Here is a 13,375-nt window from a genome sequence, read left to right as displayed (position 1 = left end):
TCGACCTCCGGATATCGACTTACCACCTGATTAACCACGGTATGTAGCTGCGCTTGCTATAGGTGGACCTCGTCGTCAGCCAGGCCGGTCCGGCCCCGGCGGCCCCCGGCCGACGTGCACGAATCGAGAAGTCCGTCACACCGGGGGTAGCCCGGCCCAACTCCCACACCAGGTCGTCCACCGCAGGCAGGTCCTGCCGCTCAGGATTCTTATTGGTCACGGACGCTGCTTCCGGTTGGGGATTTGCCGCCGCGGGGTTTGGCGCTGGGCGGTTGCTTTGGCGTAGCTGCCGCAGCGTCGATTCGACCCGTCGGACAGCGACCGCGCGGGCGTCTTCGATCGCTTTGGCTTCTGCCTCCGTCGCAGCGGGTGATCCGATCCCGCCCGTCGGATTGTCGCCAACTCGTCGGGCCAGAACCCACCCAACACCCGTGCCGTGCAGTCGACGGGAGAGCTGAACGTCGCAATGGTGAGGGATTCACCGGTAGCTCGGCGGAGACCCTGCCGCACCTTCCAGCCGGCCGAAAATCGCCATCGGATCAGGGTGCCGTCGCCCTTTGCTGGTGAATTGTGCGGTCGACGGTGCCTGGGTAGCGTGAGCGCCATGGCCGACTCTGCGCTGCAGCAGCAACTCGACGAGGTGCGTGCTCTGCTGGTTCGCGCGCGAGAGTTGTTCGGCGCCAATCCGATCGAGCCGCCGACCGATATCGTCCCCGATCCCGACGCCGCCCGGGTCTGGCTGCAGTAAGTAGCTAGGTTTCGCGCCGGCGCATGCGATGTTCAAGCAGCTTTTCGATTGCTGCGTCGAGATCGCCGGCAGTCGGAACCGCTGCAGACGGGGTGTGGCCCGCGGCCACGATCTCGTCGCGCACTTCCAACAATGCCTTGAGGCAAGACACGTCGGCGGTTAGCTGAATGCCTTCCGAGAGGGCCTCCGCATCGGTGTCCATCGCCCCCTCGCTCAGGGCAACGCTATGCAGGTATCCGCCGCGACAGGACCGCACGAGGATGTGCCCGCTGGGGTGCACGGTGTCGAAGGCCGGGTTCGGCTCAGTCATCAGTCAACTCCGTTACGTTGCGAAGGCTTTGCGACGCTTGCTGCTCATGTTGCTCCCACAGGGCGGCCGACGCCCGTAGGTTCTCGGCGAGATCGGCGTGGTCGTCGGCTTGCCGCTGGTAACACCGGCGGCGGAGTTCGAGCAGCTCACGTCCAGCCTCACGCAGCCCACTGAAGATCGGTCCGAGTGAGTCCAAGCTCTCCTGGATCGCCGGGTGCGACGACGGAACGGTTCGAAGGTATTCGGAGGTCCGCTGATGACCGGCGGCCGCTTCGCGCAACTGTGCCGGCACCACTTCGATTCGGTCTGCCATCGGCTGTCTCCTGTTCAGATGGCCGACGGCGAAGCCGCCGGCCGAGTCGGTGTCGGTATCTCGGTCTGAGCCGGCGCGGTCGCGGTCGCCGGTGCCGGTGGGTGCACCCAGCCTAGAAAGCTCGGGCCCGTTATGGCCGAAATGTGTTGAATCTGACCGTCCAGGAGAGCCTTGCTGCGGCCGAGGCCGAGCGCATGCCGGTCGGTAAAGATTCCGATGTCGCCGGGAGCCACGCTGGCGGGCTCGATTGGGTCGGTGACAGGCGTTCCGGGCGGGGGGATGGCAATTCCTTGCTGTTGGAACGCGTCTGCGATCGGCATTCCGCCGGCCGCGGCCTTGATCGCGGCGGCCAGTTGGGGACTGGCCGCGGTCACCGTTTCACCGTTGGGCAGGGTCACGGTCGTCGGACCCGTCGGCACAGGCTCAGGATCGGGCTCCCCCGCGTTCTGCTCGTCCTTGTTGTCCTTTGCGTCGTGGTGCCGGTCCTCGGTGTCTTCGGAGTCGTTGGAGAACTTGTGATCTAGGTCCTTGGTGTGGGCATCGCGGTGTCCGTCGAGGCCGCCGAGCAGCCCGCCCGATGAACCGGGGATAGAGCCCGAGGACAGTCCGCCGCTCGGCGGGATGGTCCCGCCCAAGCTCGGCATGCTGGGGAGCGCCGGGGCGGTTGCCGTCGATGCCGGCGTGGCCGCGCTCGGTATCGGTGCGTCGCCGCCCAGCGGTCCCGGGTCACCAAGCAGGAGCGAATCCAACAACGGATCGCTGCCCGCGTCCGGCGATGGCGCCGATGGGGCGGCGCGGACGGGAGCCGCGACCGGTTCGTCGGCGGGTGCGGTCGCGGTCGGCTCAAGGTCGCTCGGCGCGCCCGGTTCATGCTTGGAAGCGTTGTACAGCGAGGTCCACGCGGCCATCAGCGCTGACTTCGACGTGTCGTCGAGACTTGCATCCGCGACGATCCCCCGGATATCCCTGAGCTTGCCGATCAAGAAGCGCTGAAAGTCCCTTGCTCCCGCGGGAGTGTCCAGATCCGATCGCGTCCTTACCGCGGCTTCGATATCCCGCTGAAGTTTGTTCAGCGCTTCTCTGCCTGCAGCTGTCTTCAGATGCGCATTGAGGATCGCGGAGACCACCTGAAGATCGAGTTGCGAGGTCGCCGAGTTCTGATGTGCCAGCGCAGCTTCGGCATCCGCAATGGCTGCGGCAGCGTCTCCGTCTTGGTGTGGATGCGCTTGGCGGATCTTGCCGAGGATGACGACAAGTTGCTCCGGAGGCGTGATCGGCGTGACCACCGCGAGCACTTCGCTTGGAGTGAGCCCAATCTCCCACGCGTGGGGGTCGCCGGTGGCGTCCTGGACTTCTTTGATCGCGGCAACCACGTCGTCATAGATGGACACGCCGCGACCCCTCCATGCGCCGTGACAGTACTGCGCCGGCCGGGCGGCGACAATTCACCTATCGGGCGGCGCTTGCGTACACGTCCCGCAACCGTTGCAACTGGGCACTTTTCGTGCGAGCAAGGGCACGGGCGTCGGCGACGACGGCTGCCATCTCACGTTGTTTGGCAGCCAGAAACCGCTGAAACTCCTTCGCCCCCAGCGATGTATCGACGGCGAGGGCGGCCTGGTCGGCTACCGCGCGGTCTATCTCGACCGAAATGACGTTTAGCCGACGAACGCTCTCACGCATCGCGGCATGAGCGCTGCCGAGCGTCTCGGCCAATATCCGGTCGGCTTCAGCCACCGCGCCGTGTTGTTTCACCAGGGCCTCCTGCCGTGTTCGAAAGGCGTCCATTGAAAGCCCGAGTTGGTCCCTCATAGGTTCACCTCCGGTCCGCGGGCCGCTCACACTGCTCACCCTGGTCGCCGGATTTGCACGTTGTTGCCCAGCCGACTAATCCGGACTGACGCACCCGAATAGGGCGCCTCGACAACCAGATTGTTGCCGATGGCCAGCTGTACGTGGCCGGCGTGGGGGAAGACGAGATCGCCCGGACGGACGTGGCTGCGAGATATCGGAACGCCGTCGTTGATCTGCTGGTAGGTGGTGCGATCCAGGTGTATCCCCGCTTGGGCGTAAGCCCACTGGACCAGCCCCGAGCAGTCGAATTGGTCGGGTCCGGTTGCACCCCACACATAGGGACGGCCCAGCCGCGACAGCGCCGCGCGCACCGCGACCGCCGCACGGCCGGAGGTGGTGCCGCTGCGCCGACGGTGGTGCGACATCCGGTAGCGCAACGCGCGCAACGCCGCCCGGTGTCGCCGGGCCTGCGACTGAGCGGCGAAGACATGCGCGCGCTGGGCACGCAATCGCGCCACGCGCCTCCGCAACGCCTCCCGTTGCGCGAGCGGTGTCGCGGTAGCGGCGGCGTCCGCGCGGGCCTGGTGCACCACGCCGGCGGTCAGGTTTCGGGCGTGTGCCTGGTCGCGGCGTGCGGCATTGATGACGGCAGCGAGCTCAGCGTCGGTACGCGCCGCCGAGCGCAGAGCCGACCGACCCTGTTGTGCCGCAGCCTGATAGCGACCCTCACCCACATTGACCCCCGCGGTACCCCCAAGCAAGTCGTGGTAGGGCGCGGTGCCCGCATCTAGCGCCGGGGCCGGACCAACTCCGGTGAAGAGTTGATGCGCACGGCTCAACGCCTCGATTTCAACCTGACTCACCGGGCTCCTCGTCGGGCTCGTTAGCTTCCACCGCTTCGGTGAAGGCGCGCACCCGGGGGAGCGCCTCAGGGGCAATCACACCTCGATTACGCATATCCCACAATTCATCGACGGAGACCCCTATCAGCTCCGCGATGACCGTCTCAGGCAGCGGCGACCGCGAGCAGACACGGTCGAACCGCGCACCCAAGCTGGTGGGCATCCGCTCCAGCAGCGAGCTTCGTATCGCTTCGAGCGCCCGCAGGTGCTCCATGAGCGGAGCGCTCGAGGCGGCACTTGCGTTCACGGCGAGTCGCCAAGAGCTGGCGGCGAGCATCTCCGCTTTTACGCACTGCGCGATCACCGAGAGAATATACGTTTCATATTCGTTTGATGTCGGCGCCGGCAGTCGATCGATGACGGATCGCAGGGTCTCAAGCTGTGCTTCGGCGTACTTTTCGAACATCGCGGTGTCATCGTGACGCACGACGGTGACGGTGCCGGTGGGCTGACCAGGCCCGTCGGTGGCCGGCTGCGCGGCGAGCAGTCGGTCCAGTTCGGCTTCCGGATCGGCGGCGACCAACAGGCGGGAGTAGGTGCCCGGCGGTAGACCCAATCCATTTTCGACCTTTTGAACAGTGCTTTTGTGTGGCTTACGGGTCCCGCGTTCGAGATAGCTCAGTCCCATGATGCTGACCCCGGTCGCCTCCGCGAAGTCGGCCAACGACCAGTCGCGCGACTCGCGGAGGGCGCGGATGGCCGCGCCGGCCGATTCACGGCTCAACGCAGACTCCGGCCATAAATGCGGATAGTACACAGCGGCCGTTCTGTCGCTAGATATATACGTTTTTGTCACGTTTCGCTTGCCGCACTCGCCGTTTGTGTATACCCTTCTGCCTACGTTTTGGTTCTAGAAGGAGATCCCGCCATGTCCCTCCCCTGCGCGTCCAACCCGGAACTGTGGTTCGGCTACCCCGATGACGACAACGCCGACGGGGCTGCCAAGGCACGTGCGTACGAGCGATCCGCCACCGAAGCGCGGATTCAGTGCCTGCGGCGGTGCCCGCTCGCGCAGCAGCGGCTATGCGCGCAACGGGCACTTACGCACCGGGAGGAATACGGCGTGTGGGCCGCCATCAAGCTGCCCGGGGGCCAGTACCGCAAGCGTGAACAGCTGGCCCACGCCCACGACCTTTTGCGACGGATCGCGGCCGGAGAGATCAACCCCCGGCAGCTACCCGAGAACGCGGCGCTGCTGTCCCGCCGTGAAGGTGCGGCGACCACGACACCGGCGGTGGTGTTGCATCTGCCGACCTCTCAACTGGACCCGCGGTCGGCGGCGTGAAACGCCGATGGGTCGCGCAGTTTGTTGCGCCAGAGCACGGGGTAGACCCCGACTATCCGTCGACCCCAGAAGGCGCATCCCATGACGTTCGATCTCACACCTACGGCAGCACAACACGATCTGGCCCGGCGTGCGCACTCATTCGCCGAGGAGTGCATCCGTCCGGTCGCCCTTCATTACGACCAACAGCAAGAGTTCCCCTGGCCCGTGTTGGAAGAGGCGGCCCAACGCGGCTTTTACAGTCCGCTGTTCTACCGCGATTTGATCGGTGACCCGACCGGCCTGTCGCTGCCGATGTTCATGGAGGAGTTGTTCTGGGGTTGCGCCGGAATCGGCCTGGCGATTGTCATGCCCGCCTTGGCGCTGTCGGCGATCGGCCAGGCCGCCTCTCCGGAGCAGATGCTGGAGTGGGCGCCCGAATGCTTCGGAACGCCGGGCGATCTCAAGCTGGCCGCACTGGCGATCTCCGAGCCCGAGGGCGGTAGCGACGTTCGCAATCTGCGCACATTTGCCCGTCGCGACGGCGATGACTGGATCATCAACGGCCATAAGATGTGGATCGGCAACGGCGGCATCGCCAATGTGCACGTGGTCAATGCGGTCGTCGACCAGGAGTTGGGCCACAAAGGCCAGGCGCTGTTCGTGGTACCCGGCGGCACGCCCGGTTTGGAACTGGTGCGCAAGCTCGACAAGCTCGGCTGCCGCGCCTCCCACACCGCCGAGCTGAAGTTCAACGACGTCCGGGTGCCGGCGGAGAATCTGCTTGGGGGACAGGAGAAGCTGGAACACAAGCTGGAGAAGGCCCGTGAGGCCGTCGCGGGCGGCAAGCGTTCCGGTTCGGCGACGCTGGGCACCTTCGAGCAGACCCGTCCGATGGTGGCGGCGCAGGCGATCGGGATCGCACGCGCCGCGCTGGAGTACGCCACCGCGTACGCCACCGAGCGGGAGGCCTTCGGCGCCCCCATCATCGACAATCAGGGGATTTCGTTTCCCCTGGCGGAGTTGGCAACCCAGATCGACGCCGCTCGACTGTTGACCTGGCGCGCGTCCTGGATGGCGGCCAACCAGATTCCCTTCGACCGAGGAGAAGGGTCGATGTCGAAGCTCGCCGCCAGCGAAGTGGCCGTCAAAGTCACCGAGCGTGCCATCCAGACGATGGGCGGCTGGGGTTACATCACCGATCATCCGGTGGAGAAGTGGTATCGAGATGCCAAGCTTTACACCATCTTTGAAGGAACCAGCGAAATCCAGCGGATGGTCATCGCCAATGCGCTGGGTGCCGCGGTCGACAAACCCCCGCTGCACGTGACGCTCGAGCCGACCGGCGGGCCGCTGAACCGGGTGTTCGGCCGTGGCACCCCGCTGCGGTCCCGCGCGGCCGATACCGCCCTGGGCCTCAAGGACCGGGTACCCGAACCGATCATGCGGGTAGCCATGCGGGCCCTGCGGCCGCCGGGCCGGTAGCCGCCCGGGTAGGGTCGCGTTATCGGCCGAATAGCGCAACCCGGGCGGCTCGGAAAGGGCCCGGAAAGGCGGGACCATGAGCAACCTCGACGTCGCGCCGACCGAGATTGCCTGCCGCACCGCCCAACATGCCGATGCGCGACCAGTAGTAGAGGTGTTGTCCCCGCGGGCCGTCCCCTTGGGCGGACCCCGGGCCATCCGCGTACAGCGCACCCTTCCCCAGCGACAGCGGTCCCTGATCGGCGCGTGGTGCTTCGTCGACCACTACGGACCGGTCAGTGGACCGGGCGTGCTCATGGATGTCCCGCCCCACCCGCACACCGGTCTGCAAACGGTGAGTTGGCTGTTCAGTGGGGAAGTGGAGCACCGCGACAGTGGGGGCGTCCATGCGCTGATCCGGCCGGGCGAGCTGAATCTGATGACGGCGGGCGCGGGCATCTGTCATTCCGAAGTGTCCAAGCCGGGCGTCGTACTGCACGGTGCACAGTTGTGGGTGGCACTGCCCGACTCGGCCCGCGACACCGATCGCGGCTTCGCCCATTACGCGCCCCCAACCGTTGAGCTATCCGGTGCGCGGGCCAAGGTGTTCCTCGGTGAGCTGGCCGGGAGTCGCTCACCCCTCGACACGTTCACCCCGCTGCTGGGTGCCCAGCTCGACGTGGACCCCGAGACCGTGCTCGAGGTTGACCTCGACGCCACCTTCGAGCACGGGGTGCTGTGCGACACGGGGAACCTCGAGCTGTGCGATACCGCCCTCTCGGCAGGTGATTTGGGTTATCAAGGTCCGGGTAGTGCCGTGCTGCGACTGCGCAATGTTGGGAAAGAACCCGCGCGGGTACTGCTACTCGGTGGAACCCCGTTTACCGAACAGCTGGTGATGTGGTGGAACTTCGTGGGCCGCAGCCACGACGACATCGTCACCTACCGCCGATTGTGGCAGGAGGCCGACGAACGTTTCGGTGCCGTCCGCGGCTACCAGGGGTCGGTCGCGCGACTGCCGGCACCGCCACTGCCCGCCGTCCGCTTGCGGCCGCGAACGTAAGTGCTTAGCAGAGAAAGGATCCCGATGACTGCAGACAAGACCGGTGCGGAGACGACGGTTACCGCCGAGAACGGCCGGTACACGATTGCCGTCGAGGGCCAGGTCGTCGGCCTGGCGACCTACAAGGATCGGGGCAATAACCGCGTCTTCGACCACACCGAGGTCGATCCCGCCTACGGAGGCCGCGGCCTGGCAACGATTTTGGTTGAGCATGCCCTCAACGACACCCGTGCCGCCGGTAAACGGATTGTGCCGGTGTGCTCGATGGTTGCCACCGTCCTGAAGAACCATCCCGAGTACGACGACATCACCGACGACGCCTAAGTCGGCTGCGGTACTAGCGATTTCGTGGGCTACGCCCGCTCACAAACCCGTGGCGGCTTCCAATTCGTCGAGCGCCTCCCCGGTATAGACGGCGATCCGCTGTAGGTGCGGCAACGTGTCACGACAACCGATGAACCCGAAGTTGATCGTGTCCGCGTAGCTCTGCAGGGTGATGTTGAGTGCCTGGCTGTGCGTGACGAGCGAAACCGGGAACGACGCCTCCATCCGACTGCCCCGCAGGTAGAGGCGTTCCCGGGGTCCGGGCACGTTACTGACGCAGAGGTTGAAGGTGTATGGCAAGGGCGTCTTGACGCCGCTGAGCGTGCTGGCCAACTGCATTCCGAACGGCGCCATCAACGCCGCGCTGTAGGCCAGGATCGTGTCCTTGTCCATGGTCGCCAGTTGGGCCTTCGCGACGCGCGTTGTTGCCGTCACTGCGTGCAAGCGCTCGACCGGATCGGCGATGTCGGTGCCCAGTGACCCCAGGATTGTGGCCACGGCGTTTCCGCCGCCCTCGTCGTCCTTGGGTCGCACGTTGACCGGCAGCATCGCGATCAACGCCCGATCGGGAAGCTCCCCCAGTTCGTCCAGGAACCGTCGCAAACTGCCGCCGACGATCGCCAGTGCAACATCGTTGAGCGTTGCATCATGTTCTGCCCCAATGCTTTTCAGACGGTCGAGCTGATACTGCTGGGTGGCGAAGCGGCGGTTGCGACTGATCCGGGTATTGAGGATGGATCGCGGCGCCTGCACCGAACCGATGAGATTGCGGTACTCGTTGTCGCTGCGCAGCTGCGTGTTGACGATCGCTCGGGTGAGGTCCAACGAGGATCGTCCCGCGCCGGCGAGGGAACCGAGCACGCCCCCCACCCCGCTGAGCACGCCGCCCAAGTTGGTGACGGCGCCACTGACGCCGCTGAGCACGCTGCCTGCGATGCCACCGCCGTTATCCTCCTTGGCGGCGGCGGCCCGTCCGGGCGTTGGGATGTTGAAGAACAGCGGATGGGTGGTGTCGTTCGGGTCCGTTGACAGGCTGCGGGCCAACATCTTCTGCCCCGTGTAACCGTCCACCAACGCGTGGTGCATCTTGACGTAGATCGCGAACCGGCCGTCCTCAAGGCCTTCGATGAAGTGCATTTCCCATGGCGGCCGACGCAGATCCAGGGCGTTACTGTGCAAGCGGGACACCAGGATTCCGAGCTCACGCTCGTCGCCCGGGCTGGCCAGCGCCGAACGGCGCACGTGGTAATCGAGGTCGAAGTTGTCGTCGTACACCCACGACTGAAGCGGGCTGAAGAGCAGGTCCGGGTGGCTCAGCTTCAAGTTCCACGGCTCGACGACTTCGTTTTCCTTGCTCTCCTCGACGAGCTGGCGCAGGAAATCCTTTGGCGCGCCGGGAGGTGGCGTGAACGGCATCAGCCCACCCACGTGCATCATCGTGCTCGGCGACTCGGAGTAGAGGAAGAACAGGTCTTGCGGGCCCAGCCGCCGGGCGGTCTTGCTCATGTCCACTCCTTCGTTCGGTGGTGCGAGGCGGATCGTAACTCTCCGGCCCGCGAGACGACGAGTGACCTGGTAGCGGGGGCCAAGGGGCTTATGCTGCGCCTTATGGAATGCGGCGTCGGTGCCTCCCATGAGCGCCTCGCATGAGTAGCGTCACCGTCACTCACATCGGCGGCCCCACCTTGTTGATCGAGTTCGGCGGCTGGCGGCTGCTGACCGATCCGACGTTCGATCCGCCGGGTGAACGCTGGCACTTCGGCTGGGGCGCCTTCTCGCGGAAACTCACCGGGCCGGCGATTCCCGCCGGCGACCTCGGGCCCATCGACGCCGTGCTGCTGAGTCACGACCACCACGGGGACAACCTCGACCACGCGGGTCGCGCGCTGCTTCCGCAACTGGGCACCATAGTGACGACCGTGCCCGGGGCGAAGCGGCTGGGCGGCCGGACGCAGGGCCTCAAACCTTGGGAGACAACGACTCTCACCGCGTCGGACCGGACCCCGATCGAGATCACCGCGACGCCGGCGCGGCACGGCCCACCGGGGAGCCGGGTGATCGTCGGGTCGGTGATCGGCTTCGCCCTGCGCTGGGACGGCCAGGAACACGGCGTCCTGTGGATCACCGGTGACACCGTGCTCTACGACGGGGTCCGCGAGGTCGCGAACCGATTCGACGTAGGTACGGCGGTGGTTCACCTCGGCGGTGTCCGGTTTCCGATCAGCGGGCCGCTGCTCTACACCATGACCGCGGAGAAGGCGGTGCAAGCCTGTCAGTTGCTGCACCCCCGGACGGTGATCCCGGTGCATTACGAGGGCTGGAAGCATTTCCGCCAACCACGCGACACAGCCCGTCGGGTCTTGGGGGCCTCCCCAGTCGCGGACTCCGTGACCTGGCTGCAGCACGGCTCGCCGACCACCGTCGCGGTGTGAGTCGCTCTGGGCTACCCGGCGGTTACTCGTCGTCTTCGGTACGCAACGGCCGCCGCACCTGCTGGACGCCGGCCACGCCTTCGGTGTACGCCGTCTCGGCGTGCTGGGTGAGGTCGACGCCGGTCACCTCGTCCTCGGCGGGGACCCGGAACCCGATGAACCGGTCGATCAGTTTGCCCACGGCGTAGCTGACCCCGAAGGCGTACAGGCCCACCACCACCATCGCGAACGACTGCTTGCCGAGTTGGCCCAAACCGCCGGCGTAGAAGAGCCCTTTCGGTCCCTGCGCCCCGGTCATCACGGCGGTGGCCAGCAACCCGATCAATATGACCCCGACGACGCCGCCGACGAAGTGCACGCCGACGACGTCCAGCGAGTCGTCGTAGTTGAGTTTGAACTTCACCGCGACGGCGAACGAGCACACGATTCCCGCTGTCAGCCCGACGACCGCGGCGCCGAGAGTGTTCACGTAGCCGCATGACGGCGTGATCGCCACCAGGCCCGCGACCACGCCGGACGCGGCACCGAAGCTGGTCGGGTTGCCGTCGCGAACCTGTTCCACCGTCAACCAGCCCAGCATGCCCAGGCAGCCGGCGACCAGCGTGTTGAGGAAGATCGCGGCCGCCATTCCATCGGCGGCCAATGCCGAACCGGCGTTGAAGCCGAACCAGCCGAACCACAGCAGTCCCACCCCGAGGAGCACGAACGGCAGGTTGTGGGGACGCATGGCTTCGGTCTTGAAGCCGATCCGGGGACCGAGCACCAGCGCCAGCGCGAGTGCGGAGGCACCCGAGACGATCTCGACGCACAGCCCACCCGCGTAGTCCAGCACGCCCATCTTGGACAGCCAACCGGTTGGCGACCAAACCCAATGCGCCACAACCGAATACACCGCCACCGCCCATACCGGTACGAACACCATCCAGGCCACGAACTTGGCCCGGTCCGCGATGGCGCCGCTGACCAGGGCCGCGGTGATGATCGCGAAGGTCAACTGGAAGGTGGCGAACAGCAACTCGGGGACCGTCCCGTGCACGGTGCCCGGGCCGATTCCCCGCATCCCGACATGCGACAGTCCACCGATGAAGCCGCCGCCGTCGGAGAACGCGAGCGTGTAGCCGACCAGCAACCACGCCACCGTGACGAGCGGTATCGAGATGAAGCTCATCATGATCATGTTGAGCACACCGGTGGTGCGCACCATGCCGCCGTAGAAAATGGCCAGCCCGGGCGTCATCAGCAACACGAGCGCAGTGCTGGCCAGCAGCCACGCGGTAGCGGCAGGATCGATATTCACGCTATGGCTCCTTTTGATAGCTATCGGATGAGAATGTAGGCGCGGAGGATCTGCACCCGTACGCGAGGGAGGTCTGCGCCCATGAACGCGGTCGACATTGCGCCTTTGCCCTTCTGCGACGGGATCGTCTACGGCGAAGGTCCGCGCTGGCACGGCGGGCGGTTGTGGTTCACCGATGGCCTGGCCGGCCGGGTCTATTCGGCGGACGAGAACGGCCTGCTCGAGGTGGAGGCCGAGGCAGAGCGGGCTTCCGGGCTGGGCTGGCTGGCCGACGGGACGCTGGTGGTGTCGGCGCTGTTCGCCGCGAGGATCTACCACATCGACGCGCAGGGGCGGATTGCGGCGACGTACGACGTCGGTGAACTCGCCTGGTCCACCAACGACCTGCTGATTGCCGCCGACGGACGGGCCTATGTCGACCTCTACCAGGCGACCGAGGACGGACTCGTGGGCGCGATCGGCTTGCTCGAACCTTGCGGCAACGTGCGGGTCGTTGCGTCCGGCCTCGCCGTGCCAAACGGCCTCGGTCTCCTGCCCGACGGGTCGACCCTCGTCGTCAGCGAAACTCAGGGGTCCCGGCTGCTGGCGTTTCCCGCCGCACCCGACGGCAGCCTCGGCCCGCCGCGCGTGTTCGCGGACCTGGGGTCCGAACGCCATCCCGACGGCCTGTGCGTCGATGCCGAGGGCGCGGTGTGGGTCGGCTGCTACAGCACCGGCGAGTTTTTGCGGGTTCTCGACGGCGGGGCCGTCACCCATCGCGTGCCGATCGAGAAGGGGTGGGCAGTGGCGCCTGCACTCGGCGGTTCCGACGGCCGCACGTTGTATCTGGTGGTCGATGACACCACCGAGGAAGACCTGCTTCGCGGTCAATCGACCGGCTGGATCCTGCAGGCCCGCGTCGACGTGCCCGGTGCGGGATCGCCCTGACCTTCAAAAGGAAAACCCCGGCCTGAAGGCCGGGGCTCACACGTGAGCAGTTCGGCATTGCTGGCCAGAACGCTGTGCCGGTGCTGGTTCCACGGACATTGTCTCGATTCTCCACAGACTTTTCTTCGCTTCGGGCCCGGTACTGGGATCGGCAGCGCAGGTGCTGGGATGCCACGGTGAGCCTGGGTTTCGCCGGGTTCGCTAAAGGCTGGCCAGTCCGGTGTCCGGTGTTTCAGCAGGCGCTTGAAGTCGTTTCTTCACAGGTCAGGCTGATTCTCCACAGACTATTGGCGGGCTCAAACAGGGAAGTGGACCTCATCGACGACGAGGTCCACTTCAGCTCAGGTGTGTCAGCTGCGTCGGGGCATGCGTACCGGTGGGCGCCCGAGGTCTTGAGTGAGTCGCCGCCAGTGGACGTCGATGGATTCGACGCGGCTTGCCTTCGGGTCGTGGTGTTGCTTCTCTGCCAACCTGAGTTGAGGCGCCCACCCCCTGACAATTAATGACTCGAGGGCGGGGATGGAGAGACTCCCTGAG

16 protein-coding genes and 1 pseudogene are annotated in these 13,375 nt (G+C 66.0%); 7 read left to right on the top strand and 10 right to left on the bottom strand.

All coding sequences use genetic code 11. The annotated features are described in order from the left end of the window. Window positions 1–19: 19 nt before the first annotated feature. Window positions 20–220, bottom strand: a complete 201-nt coding sequence (locus BST27_RS31355) for a hypothetical protein (protein WP_139805163.1) — start codon at window positions 218–220, stop codon at window positions 20–22. Between the two features lie 39 nt (window positions 221–259). After that, window positions 260–535 (bottom strand): annotated as a pseudogene (locus tag BST27_RS34800) (hypothetical protein); the annotation flags it as partial. Window positions 536–604: 69 nt separating this feature from the next. Here BST27_RS34800 and BST27_RS32425 point away from each other — a divergent pair. Continuing rightward, the gene (locus BST27_RS32425) at window positions 605–748 is read left to right on the top strand and encodes a hypothetical protein (protein WP_170062319.1); all 144 of its coding nucleotides are present in this window, start codon (window positions 605–607) and stop codon (window positions 746–748) included. 4 nt (window positions 749–752) lie between these two features. On the opposite strand, the gene BST27_RS14720 is transcribed toward BST27_RS32425, so the two are convergent. From BST27_RS14720 to BST27_RS14695, 6 genes are read right to left on the bottom strand one after another with little or no spacing between them, the layout of a single operon-like run. Continuing rightward, the gene (locus BST27_RS14720) at window positions 753–1,058 is read right to left on the bottom strand and encodes a DUF2694 family protein (protein WP_069422414.1); all 306 of its coding nucleotides are present in this window, start codon (window positions 1,056–1,058) and stop codon (window positions 753–755) included. Then, on the bottom strand, window positions 1,051–1,371 hold the full coding sequence (locus BST27_RS14715) for an ESX-1 secretion-associated protein (RefSeq protein WP_069422413.1): 321 nt from the start codon (window positions 1,369–1,371) through the stop codon (window positions 1,051–1,053). Before BST27_RS14715 ends, BST27_RS14720 begins: the two co-directional genes overlap by 8 nt. 14 nt (window positions 1,372–1,385) lie before the next feature. After that, on the bottom strand, window positions 1,386–2,762 hold the full coding sequence (locus BST27_RS14710; protein ID WP_069422412.1) for a DUF4226 domain-containing protein: 1,377 nt from the start codon (window positions 2,760–2,762) through the stop codon (window positions 1,386–1,388). 58 nt (window positions 2,763–2,820) lie between these two features. After that, window positions 2,821–3,183: a DUF4226 domain-containing protein gene (locus BST27_RS14705; protein WP_069422411.1), complete on the bottom strand. Its 363-nt coding sequence runs from the start codon at window positions 3,181–3,183 to the stop codon at window positions 2,821–2,823. A 35-nt stretch (window positions 3,184–3,218) separates the two neighbouring features. Further along, entirely contained in the window at window positions 3,219–4,028 is an 810-nt protein-coding gene (locus tag BST27_RS14700) for a C40 family peptidase (protein WP_079219523.1), read from the bottom strand. After that, entirely contained in the window at window positions 4,015–4,791 is a 777-nt protein-coding gene (locus tag BST27_RS14695) for a helix-turn-helix domain-containing protein (protein WP_069422515.1), read from the bottom strand. The genes BST27_RS14700 and BST27_RS14695 overlap by 14 nt, the downstream gene beginning before the upstream one ends. Before the next feature lie 144 nt (window positions 4,792–4,935). On the opposite strand from BST27_RS14695, the gene BST27_RS14690 reads away from it, so the two are divergent. The 4 genes from BST27_RS14690 (at window position 4,936) to BST27_RS14675 (ending at window position 8,182) form a co-directional block, all read left to right on the top strand. Continuing rightward, window positions 4,936–5,352 carry a WhiB family transcriptional regulator gene (locus BST27_RS14690; RefSeq protein WP_069422513.1) on the top strand — a complete coding sequence of 139 codons (417 nt, stop codon included), beginning with the start codon at window positions 4,936–4,938 and terminating at the stop codon, window positions 5,350–5,352. Between the two features lie 81 nt (window positions 5,353–5,433). Further along, window positions 5,434–6,816, top strand: coding sequence for an acyl-CoA dehydrogenase family protein (locus BST27_RS14685; RefSeq protein ID WP_069422512.1), 1,383 nt, complete (start codon window positions 5,434–5,436; stop codon window positions 6,814–6,816). A 76-nt stretch (window positions 6,817–6,892) separates the two neighbouring features. Beyond that, window positions 6,893–7,858, top strand: a complete 966-nt coding sequence (locus tag BST27_RS14680) for a pirin family protein (protein WP_069422511.1) — start codon at window positions 6,893–6,895, stop codon at window positions 7,856–7,858. 24 nt (window positions 7,859–7,882) lie between these two features. Next, window positions 7,883–8,182 carry a GNAT family N-acetyltransferase gene (locus BST27_RS14675; protein ID WP_069422510.1) on the top strand — a complete coding sequence of 100 codons (300 nt, stop codon included), beginning with the start codon at window positions 7,883–7,885 and terminating at the stop codon, window positions 8,180–8,182. A gap of 39 nt (window positions 8,183–8,221) precedes the next feature. Here BST27_RS14675 and BST27_RS14670 read toward each other — a convergent pair whose 3' ends face one another. After that, window positions 8,222–9,688 carry a WS/DGAT/MGAT family O-acyltransferase gene (locus BST27_RS14670; protein WP_069422509.1) on the bottom strand — a complete coding sequence of 489 codons (1,467 nt, stop codon included), beginning with the start codon at window positions 9,686–9,688 and terminating at the stop codon, window positions 8,222–8,224. 140 nt (window positions 9,689–9,828) lie between these two features. Here BST27_RS14670 and BST27_RS14665 point away from each other — a divergent pair, with 140 nt between their 5' ends. After that, on the top strand, window positions 9,829–10,614 hold the full coding sequence (locus tag BST27_RS14665) for an MBL fold metallo-hydrolase (RefSeq protein WP_069422508.1): 786 nt from the start codon (window positions 9,829–9,831) through the stop codon (window positions 10,612–10,614). 22 nt (window positions 10,615–10,636) lie between these two features. On the opposite strand, the gene BST27_RS14660 is transcribed toward BST27_RS14665, so the two are convergent. Then, the gene (locus BST27_RS14660; protein WP_069422507.1) at window positions 10,637–11,911 is read right to left on the bottom strand and encodes an ammonium transporter; all 1,275 of its coding nucleotides are present in this window, start codon (window positions 11,909–11,911) and stop codon (window positions 10,637–10,639) included. 81 nt (window positions 11,912–11,992) lie between these two features. On the opposite strand from BST27_RS14660, the gene BST27_RS14655 reads away from it, so the two are divergent. Then, window positions 11,993–12,838, top strand: coding sequence for an SMP-30/gluconolactonase/LRE family protein (locus BST27_RS14655; protein ID WP_069422506.1), 846 nt, complete (start codon window positions 11,993–11,995; stop codon window positions 12,836–12,838). Window positions 12,839–13,375: the final 537 nt, after the last annotated feature.

The sequence above is a fragment of the Mycobacterium intermedium genome (assembly GCF_002086275.1).
Classification (GTDB): domain Bacteria; phylum Actinomycetota; class Actinomycetes; order Mycobacteriales; family Mycobacteriaceae; genus Mycobacterium; species Mycobacterium intermedium.
The sequence above is the reverse complement of the archived record's forward strand: the minus strand, read 5'-3'. Positions and strand labels throughout refer to the sequence as shown.

Excerpts from the sequence above, each read along its gene's own strand:
- BST27_RS14685 (WP_069422512.1), top strand. The coding sequence starts at position 5,434 with ATGACGTTCGATCTCACACCTACGGCAGCACAACACGATCTGGCCCGG.
- BST27_RS14705 (WP_069422411.1), bottom strand. The coding sequence starts at position 3,183 with ATGAGGGACCAACTCGGGCTTTCAATGGACGCCTTTCGAACACGGCAG.
- BST27_RS14675 (WP_069422510.1), top strand. The coding sequence starts at position 7,883 with ATGACTGCAGACAAGACCGGTGCGGAGACGACGGTTACCGCCGAGAAC.
- BST27_RS14720 (WP_069422414.1), bottom strand. The coding sequence starts at position 1,058 with ATGACTGAGCCGAACCCGGCCTTCGACACCGTGCACCCCAGCGGGCAC.
- BST27_RS32425 (WP_170062319.1), top strand. The coding sequence starts at position 605 with ATGGCCGACTCTGCGCTGCAGCAGCAACTCGACGAGGTGCGTGCTCTG.
- BST27_RS14670 (WP_069422509.1), bottom strand. The coding sequence starts at position 9,688 with ATGAGCAAGACCGCCCGGCGGCTGGGCCCGCAAGACCTGTTCTTCCTC.
- BST27_RS14680 (WP_069422511.1), top strand. The coding sequence starts at position 6,893 with ATGAGCAACCTCGACGTCGCGCCGACCGAGATTGCCTGCCGCACCGCC.
- BST27_RS14655 (WP_069422506.1), top strand. The coding sequence starts at position 11,993 with ATGAACGCGGTCGACATTGCGCCTTTGCCCTTCTGCGACGGGATCGTC.
- BST27_RS14690 (WP_069422513.1), top strand. The coding sequence starts at position 4,936 with ATGTCCCTCCCCTGCGCGTCCAACCCGGAACTGTGGTTCGGCTACCCC.
- BST27_RS14665 (WP_069422508.1), top strand. The coding sequence starts at position 9,829 with ATGAGTAGCGTCACCGTCACTCACATCGGCGGCCCCACCTTGTTGATC.
- BST27_RS14715 (WP_069422413.1), bottom strand. The coding sequence starts at position 1,371 with ATGGCAGACCGAATCGAAGTGGTGCCGGCACAGTTGCGCGAAGCGGCC.